General features: G+C 41.4%; 16 protein-coding genes. 12 read left to right on the top strand and 4 right to left on the bottom strand.

The features are described 5' to 3' along the window. The first annotated feature begins 146 nt into the window (after positions 1 to 146). The 8 genes from N5J47_RS06820 (at position 147) to N5J47_RS06785 (ending at position 8,825) form a co-directional block, all read left to right on the top strand. Positions 147 to 629 carry a hypothetical protein gene (locus tag N5J47_RS06820; RefSeq protein WP_279961098.1) on the top strand — a complete coding sequence of 161 codons (483 nt, stop codon included), beginning with the start codon at positions 147 to 149 and terminating at the stop codon, positions 627 to 629. 76 nt (positions 630 to 705) lie between these two features. Next, positions 706 to 2,817, top strand: coding sequence for a TonB-dependent receptor (locus tag N5J47_RS06815; protein ID WP_279961097.1), 2,112 nt, complete (start codon positions 706 to 708; stop codon positions 2,815 to 2,817). Between the two features lie 3 nt (positions 2,818 to 2,820). Beyond that, positions 2,821 to 4,284 (top strand): PepSY domain-containing protein, encoded by a 1,464-nt coding sequence (locus N5J47_RS06810; RefSeq protein ID WP_279961096.1) that lies wholly within the window; start codon positions 2,821 to 2,823, stop codon positions 4,282 to 4,284. Between the two features lie 243 nt (positions 4,285 to 4,527). Further along, complete coding sequence (locus N5J47_RS06805; protein ID WP_279961121.1) at positions 4,528 to 4,980, top strand: DUF2946 domain-containing protein; 453 nt, start codon at positions 4,528 to 4,530, stop codon at positions 4,978 to 4,980. A 148-nt stretch (positions 4,981 to 5,128) separates the two neighbouring features. Further along, positions 5,129 to 6,562: a cytochrome ubiquinol oxidase subunit I gene (locus tag N5J47_RS06800; RefSeq protein WP_279961095.1), complete on the top strand. Its 1,434-nt coding sequence runs from the start codon at positions 5,129 to 5,131 to the stop codon at positions 6,560 to 6,562. Continuing rightward, complete coding sequence (gene cydB / locus N5J47_RS06795) at positions 6,559 to 7,563, top strand: cytochrome d ubiquinol oxidase subunit II (protein WP_279961094.1); 1,005 nt, start codon at positions 6,559 to 6,561, stop codon at positions 7,561 to 7,563. Before N5J47_RS06800 ends, cydB begins: the two co-directional genes overlap by 4 nt. A gap of 127 nt (positions 7,564 to 7,690) precedes the next feature. Next, entirely contained in the window at positions 7,691 to 7,933 is a 243-nt protein-coding gene (locus N5J47_RS06790) for a helix-turn-helix domain-containing protein (RefSeq protein ID WP_279961093.1), read from the top strand. A 241-nt stretch (positions 7,934 to 8,174) separates the two neighbouring features. Beyond that, positions 8,175 to 8,825, top strand: a complete 651-nt coding sequence (locus N5J47_RS06785) for a superoxide dismutase (protein WP_279961120.1) — start codon at positions 8,175 to 8,177, stop codon at positions 8,823 to 8,825. Positions 8,826 to 8,895: 70 nt separating this feature from the next. Here N5J47_RS06785 and N5J47_RS06780 read toward each other — a convergent pair whose 3' ends face one another. From N5J47_RS06780 to N5J47_RS06765, 4 genes are all read right to left on the bottom strand, one after another. Next, positions 8,896 to 11,007 (bottom strand): TonB-dependent receptor, encoded by a 2,112-nt coding sequence (locus N5J47_RS06780; protein ID WP_279961092.1) that lies wholly within the window; start codon positions 11,005 to 11,007, stop codon positions 8,896 to 8,898. 65 nt (positions 11,008 to 11,072) lie between these two features. After that, complete coding sequence (locus tag N5J47_RS06775; protein WP_279961119.1) at positions 11,073 to 11,477, bottom strand: DUF2946 family protein; 405 nt, start codon at positions 11,475 to 11,477, stop codon at positions 11,073 to 11,075. A 222-nt stretch (positions 11,478 to 11,699) separates the two neighbouring features. Then, positions 11,700 to 15,356, bottom strand: coding sequence for an ESPR-type extended signal peptide-containing protein (locus tag N5J47_RS06770; RefSeq protein WP_279962403.1), 3,657 nt, complete (start codon positions 15,354 to 15,356; stop codon positions 11,700 to 11,702). 194 nt (positions 15,357 to 15,550) lie between these two features. Next, entirely contained in the window at positions 15,551 to 16,156 is a 606-nt protein-coding gene (locus N5J47_RS06765) for a tail fiber protein (protein ID WP_279960690.1), read from the bottom strand. Positions 16,157 to 16,480: 324 nt separating this feature from the next. Between N5J47_RS06765 and N5J47_RS06760 the strand changes: the two genes are divergently transcribed. From N5J47_RS06760 to N5J47_RS06745, 4 genes are all read left to right on the top strand, one after another. After that, on the top strand, positions 16,481 to 17,671 hold the full coding sequence (locus N5J47_RS06760) for an ATP-binding protein (RefSeq protein WP_279960689.1): 1,191 nt from the start codon (positions 16,481 to 16,483) through the stop codon (positions 17,669 to 17,671). A gap of 78 nt (positions 17,672 to 17,749) precedes the next feature. Next, a complete protein-coding gene (locus tag N5J47_RS06755) occupies positions 17,750 to 18,412 on the top strand; it encodes a response regulator transcription factor (protein WP_279960688.1) in 663 nt (220 codons plus the stop codon). 11 nt (positions 18,413 to 18,423) lie between these two features. Next, positions 18,424 to 19,740, top strand: a complete 1,317-nt coding sequence (locus tag N5J47_RS06750) for an ATP-binding protein (protein ID WP_279960687.1) — start codon at positions 18,424 to 18,426, stop codon at positions 19,738 to 19,740. Further along, positions 19,721 to 20,842 carry a glycosyltransferase gene (locus N5J47_RS06745; protein ID WP_279960686.1) on the top strand — a complete coding sequence of 374 codons (1,122 nt, stop codon included), beginning with the start codon at positions 19,721 to 19,723 and terminating at the stop codon, positions 20,840 to 20,842. The genes N5J47_RS06750 and N5J47_RS06745 overlap by 20 nt, the downstream gene beginning before the upstream one ends. Positions 20,843 to 20,899: the final 57 nt, after the last annotated feature.

Below are 20,899 nucleotides of genomic sequence, written 5' to 3'. Positions count from 1 at the left end.
CCCGAGCAGAAAAACTTCAAATTCTCTATCAAAGAGTTTGATCTTATTTGACCAATACAACATTTAATTGCAAAAAGATTGTTTTTGAATTGTAATCTTTTTTTAATTATACTGCTGCCACATTTCTACTACGACGTATCGCTGATATGAAGTCCAGTTTTCGTCAACACTTGCTAAAGTGGCGTACCGTGCTTGGTGCGATCACTTTGCTGTGTTTACTCTGGCATATCTTCTTACCAACGATGGTACACACAGGCATCATGCCCGCACTTTATGCAATGCCATCTCATTGCCAAGTCACAGAAATTCAAAATACGATGATGCTGACTCATGACCAGCATAGTCATCATCATTCCATGCATGAGATGTCCCATCAGCAGCATTCTCAACTCAGTGAATATGCTCAGGAAGTTTTTGCACTTGCAAGCAAAATCATGAAGCACTGTCCTTTATGTACACATGGTTTAGATGCTGCTGCAATCGTTCCACTCATTGCATTTATTTTAATATTTTTACTGGCTTGGTTTAGTCGTATACGATGCCTGTGTTATACATGGACAGAAGATCTGCACATCCCTCGCATCTTCTATATTCTTCCCATAAAACAAGCTCCACCACTCGCTCTATAAATTGCAATTTTTTACATCGTATTCAGTGAAATCACTGCGTACAGCCTCGTTTATTGCTTTTTTATAGAGTTTAAAAATGAATACTCAATTTCGTTTGTCAGTATTAACGGCTGCGTGCCTGTCTATTAGCTATAGTTCTTTGGCATTTGCCGAAAACACAGCAAATAATGAAACTAAAACACTCTCTACCATTGTAGTCACTGCAAGTCGTGAGGGTGAATCCATCAATAATACTCCTGCTGCAATCAGTAAAATTAGCAACACTGACATTGAAGAAAAACATGCGACCTTTATTGGTCAGCTTGTCAATCAAACACCAGGTGTCTTAATGAATGATTTGGGCAACGAACAACACATGATGTCGATTCGCCAACCGATCACCACTGCTGCGGTTTATCAATATTTAGAAGATGGCGTTTCAGTGCGCCCTGTTGGTGTGTTTAACCACAACGCACTTTATGAAGTAAATTTGGCAGGGATTGAGAGTATTGAAATCCTACGTGGTCCAGCCAGCAGCTTATATGGCAGTAATGCCATTGGTGGAACAATTAACTTTCTAACCAAAGCCCCAAGCTTAACGCCAACGGCTGATTTAGGAATCAGTGCAAGCAGTGAGGGCTATCGTCGTGTGGATTTGGGGGCTTCCAATACCTTTAATACAGATTTTGGTGAACATGGTTTAAGAATTTCAGGCTATGCCAGCGATCGTGGAGATAGTTGGCAGGATCATGCTGAAAGTAATAAGCAAAGTGTGACATTGAGACATGACTGGCGTATTTCTGATGCAACACAAGTCAAAAATATTGTCAGCTATAATCATCTCAAAGCGGATATGACAGGCAGTTTAAATAAAGATGATTTCGATAAACGTGCAGGTTATAGCTATCAAACATTTACTTATCGTGATGTAGATGCAACTCGCCTTTCTTCCCAAATGAGTCATCAATGGAGTGATGAGCAGCAAAGTCAGGCAACAATCTATTATCGTGACAACAGCACAGAACAAAATCCAAGTTATACCATTCGTACTGATATTAAAAACGGTAAACCGACTGGAACATATAGTGGTCAAACCACCTATAATGCGTTTCAATCCTATGGTTTAAATCTACAGCATTCTGCAACATTAGATCAGGTTAAGTTGATTGTTGGCCTTATGGCTGATCATTCTCCAACTCAAGCAAAAACCAATGATATTGAAATCTTCCGTGATCCAAATACCTTAGTTTATACAGGCTTTAAACAACGCCAGTTACTACGTGACTTTAATGTTGATGTCAATAATCAGGCAATTTATGCTCAAGCCAACTGGCAGATTTTACCAACATTAAATCTGGTCGGTGGCGCACGTTATGACTGGATTAGCTATGATTATGACAATAAATTAACACCATCTACTGTAACAGGCGCACCTGATGAAAAACGAAATTTTCATAAAGCCAGCCCTCAACTCGGTTTTGTCTGGAATATCACCCCTGCAATGGATATATATAGCAATTGGTCACAGGGGTTTGTTCCGCCAGAGGTCAGCAGTCTATATGGTGCGAATCTAGTGACACCCAATCTCAAAGAAGCCACCTTTGATAACGTGGATACAGGTTTACGTTTTAAACTACTTGATGATCGCTTAGATGGTGAAATCACCTTATACCGCTTACAGGGTAAGGATGAAGTGATGAGCTATACCAAACCAGACAATACTCGTGAACCACGTAATACAGGCAAAACGCTACATCAAGGTATTGAGATTGGGGGAACATGGAAAATTAGTGATCTCTATGACCAGCGTTTAAAGTTATCTGGTAGCTGGGCAGAACACGAATATAAGGAGTTCCAGCCCTCCAGTGTTTTAGATTACAGTGGTAATACCATGCCAAGCGCACCGAAAACCTTTGGTACGCTTGAATACCAGATCAAACCTATTCCTGAATTGCTGCTCTCTGCTGAGGGTGTCTACGTGGGTTCCTACTGGATGAATGATGCCAATACTGAGAAGTATAATGGACATACTGTTTTAAATTTACGTGCCAATTATCGTAAAAATGCTTATGAAATTTATGGGCAAGTTCTCAATGTAACAGATGAGCACTATTCTGAAAGCACCTCTTACAGCAACAATCAGGCGAGTTATACCCCTGCTGCACCTCGTACCTATTTATTAGGCTTACGTTACCACTTTGGGAAATAAGCCATGAATGCCAACCAACTTAAGAAACTGATACGTTTGCATCGTTATTTTGGGATGGTTTTAGGCATTTTAGTTTTATTCTGGGCTTTAACTGGCGTGTTGCACCCAATTATGAGTGCAACACAGCCACAGCCTGTAAAACGTATGCCACCATCTCAAGAGCTTGATTTGCGGTCTGCTTTGGCTGTTCCACAGCTTTTAAAGCAGCAGCAAATTGAACATTTTTCTGCTTTGCAAGCGATTCAGTTGCAATCTCAACAAGTTGCCTATCGTGTCTTAAAACCCTATCAAGATATGGCTGAATATTATGACAGCCAAACAGGTCAGTTAATTCAGGGTGCAGAACAGCAAGATGCTAAACGCCTTGCACTCTGGTACACGGGGTTAAGAGAGCAAGAGATTGTTTCAACCACCCTCATTGCCGAGTTTAGTGATGATTATCCAAGTGTTAATCGTTTATTACCGATTTGGCGTGTCGATTTTAGCAATGGTCTAAGGGCTTATGTTGATACCTCTCAATCTCGACTATCGACCTTGTCCAATGATCAAAAAATGTGGATGGCAAGAATTTTCCGTTTAGGTCATACATGGACGTGGGGTAATCAAGCCTGGACAGGTCAAACGCTGCTGATGCAAATCGCCTTAATTGGTATATTGGTGCTGATATTTATGGGAATTGGATTATTTTTTAAAATCCATAATCGCAAAAATCATCGGTTAGGTCATAAACCAATGCGTTTTTTACATCGTTATTTAAGTATCAGTTTAAGTGTGTTTATGCTGCTTTGGGTCATCAGTGGTTTTTATCATGTATGGCAGAAAAAACCTGATATTCAAAATATTCAGCCCGTTTTTAATACAGAAGATTTAAATCTGGAAGCATGGCAAGCTGTCGTATCACAGCCTTTACAGCGTTTAAGTCTTGTACCAATTGCATTCAATCAACATCAGGCTCAGGCAGGATGGTTATTTCAGCCTATCGGACAAAATCCAATGCAAGGCAGTATGACCGCAGTCAAAGAACATGACCACCATACACATGGTAAAAGCCAAGCACCTGAAATAAAGTTAATGGATGCCCATACAGCGAATATACTGAATGTCTTGCAACAAAGCAGACAACTTGCTGCAAATTATCTCAATCTGCCATTCAATCAACTTGGTCAAAGTACATGGATCACAAGCTTTGGTGGTGAGTATGGTTTTATTAATAAGCGTTTGCCTGTTATCAAAATTGAAACGACTTTAGCCAATCAACTACGACTCTATATTGAACCAAGCAGTGGTGTAATTGCCGCTCAAGTGACACAACAGGATGCTTTAGAGGGTTTTAGCTTTGCCTATTTACACAAATGGACGTGGTTGCCAATAGATAAGACACTTCGGGATATTCTGCTGGCTATACTTGCAGGCTTGATTGCCATGATGGTGATGTTAGGTTTCTGGATACAGACCCAAAAGCATTAATCTACCTAGCGCCAATTCTCAATCGATTATCTGAGAATTGGCGCTCAGAGGTTTAATATTTTTCTCTTAAATAATTTATTATAAATCGACAATTAGCTTCAAAACAAATCATACTAAAAATCTGTGATTATCAAATTACCACAATTTTTTTATTAAAAAATAAATAATTAAGACTTTAAGAAAGCTATTTTTTTGCTATAGTGTGGCACAACCGATTTCCAGAAAGAGATCAATTGGGTGTTGATGGTTTTTGGAAGATTGCTAGGCTTCTATGCAGTCTTGTTACAAATCGCTGTGTTCTTACAGCCCTTGCTGCCAGAGAAATATCAAATCTCTCCAGTATGTGAGACTATTGCCCAAGCACTGCAACTTCACCATTCTGTGACATCTTCTAGTCACAACCATCACAACGCACCAGAACAGCATCACAGCATGTCTCATCACATGCACGACATGGGACATGCAGCACCCTCATCTGACATTACAGCAACTAGCCACCATCATCACGATGCAGGGCATCAATGTCAGTACTGTGTGGTATATAGCCATGTTGTACCCTTACCTGACCTTGATCTAAAACAGATTCTGATCCGTATTCAGGTACGGTTTCTAGCGTTTATTGAAAACTGTTTCCATGTTTTCTTTCAACTCCAGCAACTCTTCCTTATTCCTCAAGGGCGTGCCCCGCCACTTTGATGATCTTTCACTTGAAGCTCAAAACATTTGTTTTGAAAAATTAATATTTTCAAGAGATTATCATCATGTTTTATTTTCATGCTCTTACACGGGTAGAGATTGCTACAACCATAGGTTTAGCTCATCAGCAAAAAGATGAGGTGCAGTCATGACTCTAGGCTTAACAGCACTTGAACTGGCGAGAATACAGTTTGCCTTTACCGTATCGTTTCACATCATTTTTCCTGCAATTTCGATTGGACTTGCAAGCTTTTTAGCAGTATTGGAATGGCGTTGGTTACGTACCAACAATCCGATTTATCAAGACCTGTTTAAGTATTGGGTCAAAATCTTTGCTGTTGCATTTGGGATGGGTGTGGTCTCAGGTGTGGTGATGAGCTATCAGTTTGGTACAAACTGGAGCGAGTTTTCACGCTTTGCTGGCGGTGTCACAGGTCCATTGCTCACCTATGAAGTCCTAAGCGCATTTTTCTTGGAGGCGGGCTTTCTTGGCATCATGTTATTTGGTTGGGGACGAGTCAGTAAAAAGGCGCATTTCTTTGCCACACTCATGGTCGCAGTGGGAACCTGTATTTCAATGTTCTGGATTTTATCCTCAAACAGTTGGATGCAAACACCGCAAGGCTTCACTATAGAAAATGGCATTGTTGTGCCACAGGATTGGTTTGCAATTGTATTTAACCCCTCCTTTCCTTATCGCCTTGCTCACATGGCAATTGCTGCCTTTATGGTGGCGGCCTTATTGGTTGCAGCGACTGCGGCATGGCATTTGCTGAAAGGTCGTCGGGATGAATTGGTGAAAAAGTCTTTTTCGATGGCACTGTGGCTGATTCTGATTTTAGCTCCCTTACAGGTCTTCGTGGGTGATGCACATGGTTTAAATACGCTCGAACATCAACCTGCAAAGCTGGCAGCGATGGAGGGACATTGGGAGACCAACTATGATGAGGGTATGCCATTGTATTTATTCGGCATTCCTGACATGCAGGAAGAACGTACCAAATATGCGATTGCGATTCCAAATCTAGGTAGTCTCATTCTCACCCATTCAATGGATGGTACAGTGAAAGGCTTAAAAGACTTTGCACCTGAAGATCGCCCGAATTCGACTGTAGTTTTTTGGAGCTTCCGTATCATGGTCGGTTTAGGCATGTTAATGCTGCTGCTAGGCATTACTGGCGTTTGGCTGAGAAAAACAGGCAAACTGTTTGAAAGCAAATGGTTTCATCGCTTCGCTTTATTGATGGGACCATCAGGCTTTATTGCACTATTGGCTGGTTGGTTTACCACGGAGGTTGGTCGTCAGCCGTGGGTGGTCTATGGCGTGATGCGTACCAAAGATGCGCTTTCCCCTGTTTCAGCAGAGCAGGTTGGCCTAACGCTGATTATCTTTGTCATGGTCTACTGCATCGTCTTTGGTATCGGCATCTATTACATGCTGAAACTGATGCACAAAGGCCCTGAATTTATTTATAGCCAACAACAAGAAGTTGGCGGTGTCGGTCATTTTAAAACACCTATGCGTCCACTGAGTGCCGCAGATGAACGTCTTGATGATCAAGATCAAGGAGCATCTTCATGATTGATTTGTCTTTAATCTGGATTGTCATTATTGCGATTGGCGTTTTCATTTATGTGGTACTGGACGGCTTTGATCTCGGCATTGGTATTTTGTTTCCATTCATTAAGAATCAGCAGGAACGTGATGTGATGATGAATACTGTCGCGCCTGTCTGGGATGGTAATGAAACATGGATGGTACTGGGTGGTGCTGGCTTATTTGCAGCATTTCCAATGGTTTATTCCGCAGTTTTATCAGCCCTTTATCTACCGATTATATTGATGGTCATTGCGCTGATTTTCCGTGGAGTTGCCTTTGAATTTCGCTTTAAGGCAAACCGTACCAAGCATCTATGGGATGCAGCATTTATTGGTGGCTCAGTATTATCCAGTTTTTTACAGGGTGTGATTCTTGGTGCATATATTCAGGGCATACATATTGTCGATGGGCGTTATGCAGGGGGTGGTCTGGATTGGCTCACGCCATTTGCAATTTTTACAGGTGTAGGTGTGGTAGTTGTTTATGCTGCACTTGGCTGTGGCTGGTTGATTATGAAAACTGATGATCAATTACAAAACAGTATGTATCGTTTAATGCCAAAACTGATCTTGGCGTTGTTACTGATATTTGCTGCTGTCAGTATATATACGCCACTGGCACATCCAATGATTGCTGAACGCTGGTTTACGCAACCTCAAATTTTGTATTTCAGTCCAGTTCCAATCTTGGTGGTGGTTTTCACCTTTTTTACTATTCGTGCCTGTCAAAAACGTCAGGAATCAATGCCCTTTTTATACACCTTAGCGTTGGTTTTCTTGGCATATACAGGCTTTCTGATCAGTATATTCCCTTATATTATTCCGCCATCAGTAACGATCTGGGATGCTGCTGCGCCAGCCAATAGTCAGTTGTTTGCACTAATCGGAGCACTGATTTTGATCCCGATTATTATCATCTACACCATCATGGCGTACTGGGTATTTAGGGATAAAGTCCGTGTTGGCGATGAAGGTTATCACTAGGAGAAACAAGATGAAATTATCTCAATCACAGTGGTTTATCTTGCTCTGGCTTGCAGGTTTCTTTGGTTTATTGCTAATCGCCTTGTTATTCAGACTGTTGCTGCAACTGGCATATTAGGGTGAGATGATGAAACAGCAATTTGACTCTCACACTTCAACTACTGTTCAGGATGAGGAACTGGCTGATGAAATGATCAGGGCACGTCGGCAAATGAAAATTTCTCAAGCACAACTCGCAACTAAATTGGGTATTTCCACAAGAACTGTAGAAAGTTGGGAAAAAGGCAAACGACATCCATGCAAGCCCTCTCGGGCATTGATTCGGTTATTTATCAAATCGCCTGAATTTGTTCTAGACAACCTAAAATAAACATCATAAGACCATATTTCGGTATGGTCTTATTTATCTGCGTTATAGACTCATCTAATACTCATTTTTTATCAATAAAATAAAAAATGTTAGCTTAAAGAACATCCCAATGATTTCGTTATAGTTATGTTAAGAAAATGGGAAATCTTAAACTTATAAGTAATAATCGTTCTCAATAAACAACCATTTCAAGGAGTTGATCATGAATTTTTCAGTTGCTAAAAAAACACTTTTCCTGAGTATGCTACTCGGTCTAAGCTCAACCACATTTGCTGAATTTAAACAGGCTGCATTACCTTATGCAAGTAACGCCTTAGAACCTGCGATCGACCAACAAACAATGGAAATTCACTATGGCAAACATCACAAAGCCTATGTTGATAACCTAAATGCACAAATTAAAAACTATCCAGAATTAGATAAAGTAGACCTAACCGAACTACAAAAGCAGATTTCCAAGTATAACGCTGCTGTACGCAATAATGGTGGTGGACATTATAACCACGATTTCTTTTGGTCAAGTCTAGCCCCAAGCAATAAAACAGGACAGCCAAGTGCTGCACTTCTCAAACAGATTAATGCAGATTTTGGTTCTCTGGATGCGTTTAAACAGAAATTTAATGAGGCAGCAACGAGCCGCTTTGGTTCTGGTTGGGCATGGTTAATAGTCACACCAGACAATAAGCTTGCGGTAACCTCCACACCAAATCAGGACAATCCACTCATGGATATTGCTGAAACTAAAGGTATTCCACTTTTAGGACTGGATGTATGGGAACATGCCTATTATTTAAAATACCAAAATCGCCGTGCTGATTACACCAAAGCCTTTTGGCAAGTGGTCAACTGGAATACAGTCAATCAGCGTTATACGCAGGCAATCAAAAAATAATTTCTATGAATTCAATTAAATAAATACAAAGACCATGCAAAAGCATGGTCTTTTTTAAGATGTATTGCGCTTAGAATTTCATGCTGATCCGAGTCCAATAGTTACGCCCAATATTATTATATTGGGTATTGGATGGATAAAAGCCAGTCGCTGCCCCACCCTTGTTTAAATGTTCGGCATAGGTTTCATCCAGAAGATTATCAACACCGATTGACCATTCAACATTTTGGGTCAACTTATACGCACCATTTAAAGATAAGGTATTAAATGCCTTACTCTCTCCAATATCGTAGCCAACGATATTACCCTCATTTTTACTAATGCGGTCTTGTTTTGCCACTACACGCCACAGTAGACCTAGAGAATAATTATCTGCAACATAACGTAAATTAAAACGTCCTTCTAAAGGTGCAATTTGAGGCAATGGTCGATTGTCAGTGGTGTTTTTACCCCATGCATACATGGCACTGGCATCGGTTTGGATGTTGTCTGTAAACTTATAGCCCACGCCTAACTCAGCACCTGCAATGGTGGCATCGACATTACGAATAGTTGAGCTAATCATCTCATTCTCAGGATCAGCATAGCTCACCAGCATAAAATCCTTGATTACACCTGCATAGGCAGAAGCCCAACTATTGTATTTTCCGTGTTCCAGTTGATAGCCTAAATCCAGTTGTAGAGTTTTTTCATTCTTGAGATAGTCCAAATGATCTGACGTTCGGGCAACCGTTGGCATAACCATTCCTCCCCCCATATCATCCATACCTGTCATACCATCCATGCCACCTGACATATCTCCCATGTCAGTGCCTGTTGATGGTAATGCGGTACTATATATCTCCCAGAAATCAGGGGTACGTTCAACATATCCCAAGCCAATATAGCTTTTGAGATTATGCTCAGGCATCAGGTTTTCCAACCGAATAAAACCACTGGGTACGGTATCCTTACGGGTTTTGTTGCTTGCCAAGTTTTTAATTTCAACATGGTCAGCACGTAGACCTGTCACCACTTTATTATTGTCATTCACAGCAATAGTGGCTTCAGTAAATGCACCATAACTTTGGAAACTCAAAGTTTCATCCATTGGTGGTGGTACATCACCACGCATATACATATTGCCAGCCTGTTTGTTGTACTGGGAATCAACACCAGAAACCACACTGATATTATTCCAATCAGTGGTGATGGCAGCTCTGGCATTTAAAGTCCTACGAGTAACATCCATTGCCATCGGCATCGCCATAGGTCCTGTTGTGGGCACGGCTCTCAGGCTAAAATTATCCATAATGTGATCATTAAAACTGTAGTCGACCTGTGCTTCGACCTTTTTAATCACATCATTGATATTACGTTGTTCAGCATGTAGTCCAAGACTTTCACGCTTAAATTGCGAGCCATCCATTGAACGACCTGCATAAGCAGACTCTCCGTCTCCCTTACCACCTTGCAATTCAATCCAAGTATTTTCAGTTGGTGTCCAGCCTAGGGCAAGGTCAGCGCCCCAACGCTCCCAACTTGAATGAACGTTTTTACCATCACCATCCTGATAATCATCGGATACCGAACGATTAGCATTGATACGAGCATAGCCAGTCTCATTCCCCACCACTGCATCAACATTATGGTCTACACGTCCATATGAACCAGCGACCACACTTGCCTGACCTTTATAATGTTGATCCTGTTCAAATTTGATTGGATCACGTTCAAATAATACTGTTGCCGCTGAACCTGGGGTTGGATAACGTACAGTTTGTGGACCTTTAATGACGGTAATACGGTCAAAACTCTCAGGTGAAATATAAGATGTCGGATTATCCATTCGAGCAGGACATGCACCCAACTCTTCAGAGCCATCATTCAGCACTTTAATTCGTGAACCAAACATGCCCCTAAAACTAATATCACCATTGGTTCCACCACTTCCAATACTACTGAATCCTGGAATAGTTTTTAAATAAGCAGCACCATCAGTCGCAGGAACTGGCTGAATCGGTTGTTTTGGGTCAGCGTGAACGATCAATCCATTGGCATCATTTGCCACTTGTGCAGTGACCACTATCGGAGCTAATTGAAAGATATTTTCTTGACGTTGTTCTGCAAAAACTGTTGTTGAATAACAGACAATACTCATCGCAACCACAAGCGGTTGTAAATCAAATTTAGGCTGAGCCATAATTAATCTCGCAAAAATATAAATGAAGAACAAAGCAAAAAAGCTTTGTATTTCCTAATCAGTATTTATGCGAATAAAGGCGGTGCTCGCCCTTGCGGTAGTAGGTATAAACGCTGTAAATCAAAATAAATATGCTGGAAATTACGCTGAAACGTCAACATCCGAACATAAAGTCGATCAAAGACCTCCTCAAGGCTAAAGTCCAGACCTGTGGTTAAATTGGCAAATACCGTACAGTATGGACATTCATGTCCAACATCATGTTGATGAGGACTTTGAGTGGTATGGGCTTTTTGATCGTCATCCATCATGTGATGCTGGTGATGGTGTTCAGATAAATGATGAACATTCTGCTGCTGATCAGCACTGAGGCTATTGGAAAAAGCATCGGAAATAGTGACACAGACCAGCGCAATACGATATTGTGCGGGTAACAGTGGTTGTATAAATACAACGGTTTGCAGGAACATTGCCGAAAGGGCAAGGACTAGAGCAACTCTCAAGATAGGCTTTTTCAATATTGAGACGGCTGCAATTTAGCATAGTGCATATAATGTAAGCAATTGTTTTAATATGAGGGTCTTAAAACCATAAGAAACGGAATTTTAAATACTCTCAGTAGAAACACTGATTAAATTAATCAGTGTTTCTTATCAATCAAAATTAAGCTTTCATAATTAATATCAATGATATTACTTCCATGAATAAGACACGCCTGCACCAACAGCGGTTGTCTTACTACTACTTAATCCACTTGAGAATGAGCCTTTAATTGCAACTCCATTATCAAAGTAGTGGCTTGCACCCACTGCAATTGCTGACTTGCTATCATAGTTACCTACTCCCATTCCGACAGTGCTTGTACCTTGTACCGCAGGTGTTGGGATATTGGTCATTGCCGCAATTCCTGCAATACCTTGTGCTGCAAGTTCACGGTTTTTGTTAATATCCTGCGCCATACGATTTGACGTATCCGTAAATGCATTTTCCAGATCGGCAAACTTGGTATCAGTATAGGTTTTCGCGCTTGACAATGTCGTTTGATCTCCTGCATCGGCATGGGCTTTGGCATCGCGGAGGGTTGTTGCATCGGCAGTTGTAAAGTCCTGACGAATCACCACTTCACGCTCATTAGTATAGGTTTTCGCACTATTCAATGTCACCTTATCTCCCGCATCTGCATGAGTTTTGGCATCATTCAGCACTTTAATATCAGCATCTTTCATCTGTTTCACATTCACAGCATCTGTATCTGCTGTTCCTGCTGCTACATGAATAATTTGACGTTCTTTACCTGTTGCTCCAACTGAAATTGTATTATCTCGATCTGACGCCGAATCATTACCCAATACAACTGCATTTTTTGCAGAGGTATTAACGTTATTACCCAGAACAAATGTTTTACCATCACCATTAATGGTGTTGTTATTACCAATCGCATAACTATCATCTGCATTGATATAACTTGGATCGCCAATCGCTCCTGAATTGTTTCCCGTCACCTGGTTACCAACACCAATACTAATGGATTGGTCACCTTGCGCAGAAGCATCTGCTCCAATTGCAATTGCATCTTTTCCAGTAGCTTGTGCTTTTGGTTCAACTTTTGGTGTATTCGACTGTACCTGGAAATATGGGTTACCTGTACCATTTTCTCCAAGTCCAACCTGTTCCAACCATTCTGTTTCTGTACCCTTATAGCCATTGCTGACTGCAATGCTATAAGCCGTTTTGCTGTCTAATAATCCATCACCTTTCGCTCCAGTATCCCCCTTGGCACCAGTTGCACCTACCGCTCCTGTGTCACCCTTGGCACCTGTATCACCTTTTGCTCCGTCTACACCTGCTGCTCCTGTGTCACCCTTGGCACCTGTGTCACCTTTGGCTCCGTCTACACCTGCTGCTCCTGTGTCACCCTTGGCACCCGTATCGCCTTTGGCTCCATCTATACCTGCTGAGCCTGTATCGCCCTTGGCACCCGTGTCGCCTTTGGCTCCGTCTACACCTGCTGCTCCTGTGTCACCCTTGGCACCCGTATCGCCTTTAGCGCCGTCTACACCTGCTGCGCCAGTATCACCTTTCGCACCCGTGTCGCCTTTTGCTCCATCTATACCTGCTGCGCCAGTGTCGCCTTTCGCACCCGTTGCACCTACTGAACCTGTGTCACCTTTCGCGCCTGTTGCACCAACTGAACCAGTATCACCTTTGGCACCTGTGTCACCTTTAGCTCCGTCTGCACCTGCTGCTCCTGTATCACCCTTGGCACCTGTGTCACCCTTGGCTCCGTCTACACCTGCTGCTCCAGTGTCACCCTTGGCACCCGTATCACCTTTGGCTCCATCTGCACCTGCTGCGCCTGTATCGCCCTTAGCACCTGTGTCACCCTTGGCTCCATCTACGCCTGCTGCGCCTGTATCGCCCTTAGCACCTGTGTCACCCTTGGCTCCATCTGCACCTGCTGCTCCTGTATCACCCTTGGCACCCGTGTCACCCTTGGCTCCATCTGCACCTGCTGCTCCAGTGTCACCCTTGGCACCAGTTGCACCTACCGCTCCTGTGTCACCCTTGGCACCTGTATCGCCTTTGGCTCCAGTGTCTCCTTTCGCTCCAGTGTCACCTTTTGCTCCGTCTACACCTGCTGCTCCAGTATCACCCTTGGCACCTGTATCGCCTTTGGCTCCGTCTACACCTGCTGCTCCTGTGTCACCCTTGGCACCCGTGTCGCCTTTCGCTCCAGTGTCACCTTTTGCTCCATCTGCGCCTGCTGCGCCAGTATCACCTTTGGCACCCGTGTCACCTTTCGCTCCATCTACGCCTGCTGCTCCAGTGTCACCTTTAGCTCCATCTATACCTGCTGCGCCTGTATCACCCTTGGCACCTGTATCGCCCTTAGCACCTGTGTCACCTTTAGCTCCTGTGTCACCTTTAGCTCCTGTGTCACCTTTAGCTCCTGTGTCACCTTTAGCTCCTGTGTCACCTTTAGCTCCTGTGTCGCCTTTCGCTCCATCTATACCTGCTGCTCCTGTGTCACCCTTGGCTCCGTCTACACCTGCTGCTCCAGTATCACCCTTGGCACCCGTTGCACCTACTGAACCTGTGTCACCCTTGGCACCCGTGTCGCCTTTCGCTCCATCTATACCTGCTGCGCCTGTATCGCCTTTGGCACCCGTATCGCCTTTTGCTCCATCTATACCTGCTGCGCCAGTATCACCTTTATCACCTTTATCACCTTTATCACCAGTTAGACCTGTATCACCTTTATCGCCCTTGTCGCCTTTTTCACCAGTTGCGCCTTTGTCTCCCTTGTCGCCTTTTTCACCTGTCAGGCCTGTGTCACCTTTGTCGCCTTTATCGCCTTTTTCACCAGTTGCGCCTGTCAGGCCTGTGTCACCTTTGTCGCCTTTTTCACCAGTTGCACCAGTTGCACCTGTCAGGCCTGTGTCACCTTTATCGCCCTTGTCGCCTTTTTCACCAGTTGCACCTGTTAGACCTGTGTCACCTTTATCGCCTTTTAAAGAGGCTAACCACTGAGTTTGTGTACCAACATATCCACCTGCAACTGCAAGCTCATAAGCACTTTTACCATCTGCACCAGTGCCTCCACCTGATGGTAAATTATTAATTTGAGTTTGAAGATTACTTAACTTAGTATCTACAGCAGTAAAAGCACTACCAATATTTGTATAGTTCGAACCTTGTATCGTATAAGTTGGTCCAGTAAATACACCACCACTAAAACCAGCACCACCGCCAAAAACATTTACTAAAGAGTTTAATTGAGCAAAGTTAACCGCATCGCTATTTTGTGTTCCTGCAACAATATTGGTCAGTTTATTGTTATTAAATGAAATTTCTTTATTAGTTGCAGCTTCATTCACATCGCCTTTTGAATCTATACCACCTGTACCCACTTTTAAAGTGTCGGTAGAAATAGTCACAACCACATTTTGATTGATCGTTGCAGTATTGGTTGCAAGGTCAAATGTTATACTCACAGGTAGACTCCCACAAACCATATCCCCTCTCGTACCAGCAGGTGCAGCAGTATCTGTACCAGTTCCATTCCCCAAAATAGTATTATATATGGCTGCATTTGAACCATCAGCATAGTCACACTTGATAATTGACTCAGCAAAAGCACTTTGGCTACTTAATCCACCTAGGCTTATTGCGACTGCAATCACGACTGGCTTGAGTGTAAAGGAGGGTTGTTGTTCTTCGATAATGTGTACAGTCGAACCAATTGTGTGGGTCGAACCACAACCGCATGCGGTACTCCTAGCATGCTCAGAGACGACTACAATGCGCCCAAGTGTTTTGCTCCATATTTTTTTATAAATGTGATTCATGATGTTCCCTGCAAATGTGACGATAATCACAGAACATTACAAAACATTTTTTTTATTTTGGAATCATTGAAATCAGTGAGTAAATGAAAAAAACTCTTCTTTTTTAAAGAAGAGCCTTATAAGAAAACCACCAAAAATTTAGTGACATATACGATTGAATTTTATTATTTTTATCATAAGAAATAGAGTCATTTCTAGTGTGGATAAGTTCCATAGACACAAATAATAAAATTCAGGCTTAAGTATGGATTCATCACATCAAAAGCCGAACCTGAGCCTTGCATTGCAGTTGTTCCTGACAGTTCGGTTTCAATACTTGCCTGTAAGGGACGCATATTTTTTAAACCTGATGTCACCGTACTGAAACTGTTTGACATCGTTAAAAGATCATCCCCTGAATTTGACCAAACCGCATTGGATGGGTCAGAAGTACTTGCTGCCCCCTGACTGGCTTGTGGAGTTAGAGAAATATTGGCTTTTAGTTTTTGTCCTGTCAGCTTATGTTGATGCGGTGGAAGATTATCGGCAATTAAACGAACAGATGTACTGCCTCCTTGTTGAGCAAGAGAAAAAGATTGTTTATCAGTTAATCGCTCTCCTGCACAGATTGGCATACGTCCTCGCAAATCGGGTAATGCAAATGTTTTATCTTTCTCACCTCCATATGTATTGCCTAATAAATTATATAAAGACGAATGTTCCTGTGCATTTAACAGTCGTCCATCACAAAACATCCAACCTTGTGGCACAAAGTGAAATGCGACCATACAGATTTCACCAAGGAATGCTTCTCTCAGCATATGCTTTCTCCCTAAACAAATTTTTATTTTCAAGATAACGGCTTATCTCTACTTTCATTAGAGAATACTTTTTTTGTTTTGGAATCATTGAAATCAATGAGCGTAGCAAAAAATCTTTTTATCGCAATGACTTTGATATTTCATATAAAATAAGATAATGATGTGCTATGGACACTTGCACATGGATATCATATAAGTGGCTATATTGCTGAATTTTAATACATACTTTTTAAGAAAAATTCCACCGCCATGCTTCAATCTACCTCTGATTATTACATTTTGTTTGTTCCCTTACTCTTGCTTGGTCTGAGCTTAGGGTTAGGCATGTTATGGTGGAACTTTCGTCAGTTCATCTCCATTTTTTGGCTGGCGGTTTCTGCATGTTTTCATGGCATAGCACTTTTTATTCAAAGCCTGATCCCTATACAGGCGCAAAGTTACCATTATTTTTATTTGCTCATCTTATATTTAATTACATATATCACGTTTACACAGTCCGTATTAGTACAATTTAAACAGCATATTTCAATTAAACTCTGTCTATTGGTTATTTGTTTAGCCGAAATTGGGGTATTATATTTTTCGTTTATCCATGATCAGCATTTTGTTCGTATGCTCATCTTTGCGCTTGGAACAGTGATTATTCTATGGCATAAATCTTTAAACTTATTTTTCGCTCCAGCCCATCAATCCATTGAAAAAATTTTAAAATTTTTATTTTTTATAACAGGTACTATCTTTATTTTCCGTTGCGTGTCGCTCAGTGCATTTATTTATCGGGCGGATTATAGCCCAATTGATTTCGGTTCTATTTCACACTGGTTTCTTAATCAACTAACTATCTTAATTATTACCATTTTATTTGCTGCAAATTTTCGTAACTTTTTTGATCTACAGAAATCCAAAATTAAAACACAGGAACATTTACAATTTTCGCATGATCTACATGACATTGTTGGTAGTACATTAGTACGCTCAATCAGTCGCTTAAATAACAATAAGCAAAATATGGATAATCAACAATTTTTACTGTTATTTGAACAGTTAAAAAGTGACTTGTCTCAAGTCACTACCAATGAAAGGTCAGATCAAACTCATGATCTTCCCTTAACCCCTGCACAATGGGCATTGCCAATTCGCCAGCGCTTTGATGCAATTTTTATAGAACTTGGCATCGCACTCATCTGGCAACTTTCAGAAAACTGGCATATTCAACCCTCAAAACAAGAGATGCTCACCCTCCAGCGAGTCACCGAAGAATTATTGACCAATATCATTAAACATAGTCAGGCTAAAAAGGTACAGGTCCATTTATCTTACTCCAGCCTTTACCAGTTTATTCTAGAAATTGAGGATGATGGCATTGGCTTTGATTCAGCATCTGCTTTTAACAATAACCACGGCGTAGGTTTACGCAGTATTCGGCAACGCTTACAAAGCATTCAAACTGAAATAAATGTCTATTCTAATGCAGGTAAAACCTCTTTTCAGATTTTGAAACTTAAATCTTGCTGAATACCTGATTTCAATGATGTGTAACATTTGATAAATCGATATGATCGATATCAAGACCATCACGATAAGGTCAACATCATGACAGACCAAATGTTAACTTTACCTGTTCCTGTACTCATTGTAGAAGATGAACCAATGATTCAGGAACGCCTTAAATGTTTGCTGATTTCTATCGGATATGCAGCTCAGGATTTATTTTTTGCCGATACCTTGAGTCAGTCACTCACATTGATTAAAAAGGAAAAATTTGAATTTGCTCTGGTCGATTTAGGCTTACCTGATGGTAATGGGACAAAATTGATTTATAAATTTCGGCAAAAAAATGCAACTGCGCCCATTCTGGTCATTTCTGCATGGAGCACACGGGATGCGATTTTAAAAGCGATTCAGGCGGGAGCAACGGGTTATTTATTGAAAGAACGGGATGATTTTGAAGTCAGCATGTCAATTAGGCACATGCTGAAAGGCGGTACACCGATTGACCCATTTTTGGCACAACTGATTTTATCAACGGTGATAAAAAAACCTCACGCATTGGACAACTCGACAGAAACCCTCTCAAGTCGAGAGCTGGAAATTCTGGAATATGTGGTACAAGGCATGAATAATCAGGATATTGCCACATTATTAAGTTTATCACGTTATACCATCGAATCACATTTACGCAATATCTATAGCAAACTGGCGGTCGATAGTCGTTCCAAAGCCATCAAAATTGCTCATTCTCTTGGTTTATTCTAACGGATTATCCTATGGAGAATTATCCCAATCATGGCTTTATTTTATTGATTCCCATTTTCTTGATGAGCCTCGGTTTCATTATTGCTTTTTTCTGGACAAGGCAACGTCAATATTTGTCTGTTCTGTGGCTGTCATTTGCCCTGCTTTCAGCAGGTGCTGTCATGCTTGCACAAAGTTTGATTAGTCCCACACATTTACATCAATGGTCAATGCCCCTTGGCGTATTGTATGTGTTTACTTTTATTGCTTTGGCGCAATCTATTGTCTTGCAGTTTAATCATCAGGTCTCATGGAAATTTTGTCTCTTCGCCTTATTTTCTATGGAAATGGGTTTGTTTTATTATGCCCTGATGCTGGACAATCTAAATATACGTGTTGTCTTGGTCGGACTTGTCATGGCTTTGGTTTTCGGCCATAAATTGCCTGCCATCCTGCGCATTACACCTCAGCATCCGATTGATAAATGGCTCAAAACCACATTCGTACTTGTATGTATTTTATTGATTATTCAAGCTATTTTTAAATTAAGATTTTTATTTAACGCCGATTTTGATCATAATTTTACCAGCAGTTCGAGTTGGTTTATCATGCAATTTTTTGTACTCCTAGTCTCGATCATTTTTGCAGCACTCATCATTGCCAGTAACGTGAAAGATATTTTAAAAGTACAACAGTTAAAGATAGAAAATACCAAACTGCAGGAACGTTTACACCTGTCGCAAGATCTGCACAACACGCTAGGCAACTCTTTAACACAGTCGATGAGTCTCATTTCTCAAAGTAAAAAAAGTCTGGATAATCAACAGATTTTATCCATGTTAAAAATATTCCGTGATGATCTGCGTCAAGTGATTGATAGCGGCTCAAGCATCGGGGCAAATGCGCCTGCAACGCCAATCTTATGGGGCGCGCCGATACGCCATCGGTTTAGCCAAATTTTTGATGAAATCGGTATCCATTCTGAATGGACATTTGCAGCAGAATGGCTGGAGCAACCCACCCAATTAGAATGCCTAACACTACAAAGAGTTGCTGAAGAAGCATTAAGCAATATTATGAAACACAGTCAGGCAACCCGTGTCCTTGTGCAATTGTATTTCTCACCATCCCGACAATTGATTTTAGAGATTGAGGATAATGGCATTGGATTTGATTGTGAAATACTTAACAACAACATCAGTGTGGGTTTAAAGAATATGCAGCTACGCACTGAAAAAATTCAAGCAAGCATGAATATACAATCACAATCAGGCAAAACGGTCATCAGCGTCATCAAATCATACAAAAAATTAGGATCATCAAATACTCATGACATCAATTCAAAATAAAATAACAGCAGCACGCCCACATATCCGTCTCAATATGATCGTCAAAAATGAAGCCAACGCGATTTTAGAATGCTTGGCTTCAGTAAAACCCTATATTGATTCATGGGTGATTGTCGATACAGGCTCGACTGATGGTACTCAACAGATCATTCAGGCATATATGCAGGATGTCTCGGGGCAATTGTTTGAACGTCCGTGGAAAAATTTTGGACATAACCGTACTGAAGCACTACAACTGGCACTGACCAATACATTGCCGCATGCTGATTATTTAATGTTTATTGATGCGGATGAAACACTCTTAGTTGATCAAGCTGTCAATTGGGGAGGTTTTACTGAGTTAGCCTACCACTTTACCTTTTTACATGGCAATCTCAGCTATCAACGCAACGCGCTGGTCTCAACTCAAATTGATTGGCACTGGCAAGGTGTATTACATGAGTATTTAGATTCCCCATCACCCCATCAATGGCAGCAAGTTACAGGGATTTATGTGACTTCGCGCCATAATGAGGGCGCACGAGGCAAAGACCCTGACACCTATTTAAAAGATGTGGCAATTTTACAGCAAGGTTTAAAAGATGAACCTGATAATTTGCGTTATCAATTCTATTTAGCCCAAAGCTACCGTGATGCTGAATTATATGAACTGGCTTATCAGGCCTACGATCAGCGGGCCAAATCTGGTGGATGGGAAGAAGAACGCTGGGTCGCACAGTGCTGGGCAGCACGCTTGATGGAACGTTTAAATTATCCAACTGAACAGGTTTTTACGGCGTATTTGCAAACATGGATTGCACGACAGCAACGCGCTGAGCCTTTATATGAACTAGCACGTTATTATCGACTCAAAAAAATGTTTGATTTAGCGTGTTATTTTGCATCGCAAGCAGTGGCAATTCCACAACCTGATGACATTTTATTTGTCGATGCGGACGTTTATCAATGGCGGGCTTTGGATGAGCTAAGCGTTGCCGCCACCTATTGTTCTGCTTATAAACAAGCTGGGCGCAAAGCCATGATGCAATTGATTCAGGAACAAAAATTTCCTGTAACTCAAAAAGAAAGAATTATGGGTAACGCCAAATTTTATTCTGAATGACAAGCATCATTTTTAATTCAAACGTGTGATATTGAGTGAGTTTGATTCTTAAATATC

Source organism: Acinetobacter sp. GD03645 (assembly GCF_029845285.1).
Lineage (GTDB): Bacteria > Pseudomonadota > Gammaproteobacteria > Pseudomonadales > Moraxellaceae > Acinetobacter > Acinetobacter corruptisaponis.
Note: the sequence above shows the minus strand (reverse complement) of the source record. Positions and strands in the feature narration are given on the sequence as shown.

What these genes read in the sequence shown, in the direction of transcription:
- N5J47_RS06820 (WP_279961098.1), top strand. Translation starts at nt 147, where the DNA reads ATGAAGTCCAGTTTTCGTCAACACTTGCTAAAGTGGCGTACCGTGCTT.
- N5J47_RS06815 (WP_279961097.1), top strand. Translation starts at nt 706, where the DNA reads ATGAATACTCAATTTCGTTTGTCAGTATTAACGGCTGCGTGCCTGTCT.
- N5J47_RS06810 (WP_279961096.1), top strand. Translation starts at nt 2,821, where the DNA reads ATGAATGCCAACCAACTTAAGAAACTGATACGTTTGCATCGTTATTTT.
- N5J47_RS06805 (WP_279961121.1), top strand. Translation starts at nt 4,528, where the DNA reads ATGGTTTTTGGAAGATTGCTAGGCTTCTATGCAGTCTTGTTACAAATC.
- N5J47_RS06800 (WP_279961095.1), top strand. Translation starts at nt 5,129, where the DNA reads ATGACTCTAGGCTTAACAGCACTTGAACTGGCGAGAATACAGTTTGCC.
- cydB (WP_279961094.1), top strand. Translation starts at nt 6,559, where the DNA reads ATGATTGATTTGTCTTTAATCTGGATTGTCATTATTGCGATTGGCGTT.
- N5J47_RS06790 (WP_279961093.1), top strand. Translation starts at nt 7,691, where the DNA reads ATGAAACAGCAATTTGACTCTCACACTTCAACTACTGTTCAGGATGAG.
- N5J47_RS06785 (WP_279961120.1), top strand. Translation starts at nt 8,175, where the DNA reads ATGCTACTCGGTCTAAGCTCAACCACATTTGCTGAATTTAAACAGGCT.
- N5J47_RS06780 (WP_279961092.1), bottom strand. Translation starts at nt 11,007, where the DNA reads ATGGCTCAGCCTAAATTTGATTTACAACCGCTTGTGGTTGCGATGAGT.
- N5J47_RS06775 (WP_279961119.1), bottom strand. Translation starts at nt 11,477, where the DNA reads ATGTTCCTGCAAACCGTTGTATTTATACAACCACTGTTACCCGCACAA.
- N5J47_RS06770 (WP_279962403.1), bottom strand. Translation starts at nt 15,356, where the DNA reads ATGAATCACATTTATAAAAAAATATGGAGCAAAACACTTGGGCGCATT.
- N5J47_RS06765 (WP_279960690.1), bottom strand. Translation starts at nt 16,156, where the DNA reads ATGCTGAGAGAAGCATTCCTTGGTGAAATCTGTATGGTCGCATTTCAC.
- N5J47_RS06760 (WP_279960689.1), top strand. Translation starts at nt 16,481, where the DNA reads ATGTTATGGTGGAACTTTCGTCAGTTCATCTCCATTTTTTGGCTGGCG.
- N5J47_RS06755 (WP_279960688.1), top strand. Translation starts at nt 17,750, where the DNA reads ATGACAGACCAAATGTTAACTTTACCTGTTCCTGTACTCATTGTAGAA.
- N5J47_RS06750 (WP_279960687.1), top strand. Translation starts at nt 18,424, where the DNA reads ATGGAGAATTATCCCAATCATGGCTTTATTTTATTGATTCCCATTTTC.
- N5J47_RS06745 (WP_279960686.1), top strand. Translation starts at nt 19,721, where the DNA reads ATGACATCAATTCAAAATAAAATAACAGCAGCACGCCCACATATCCGT.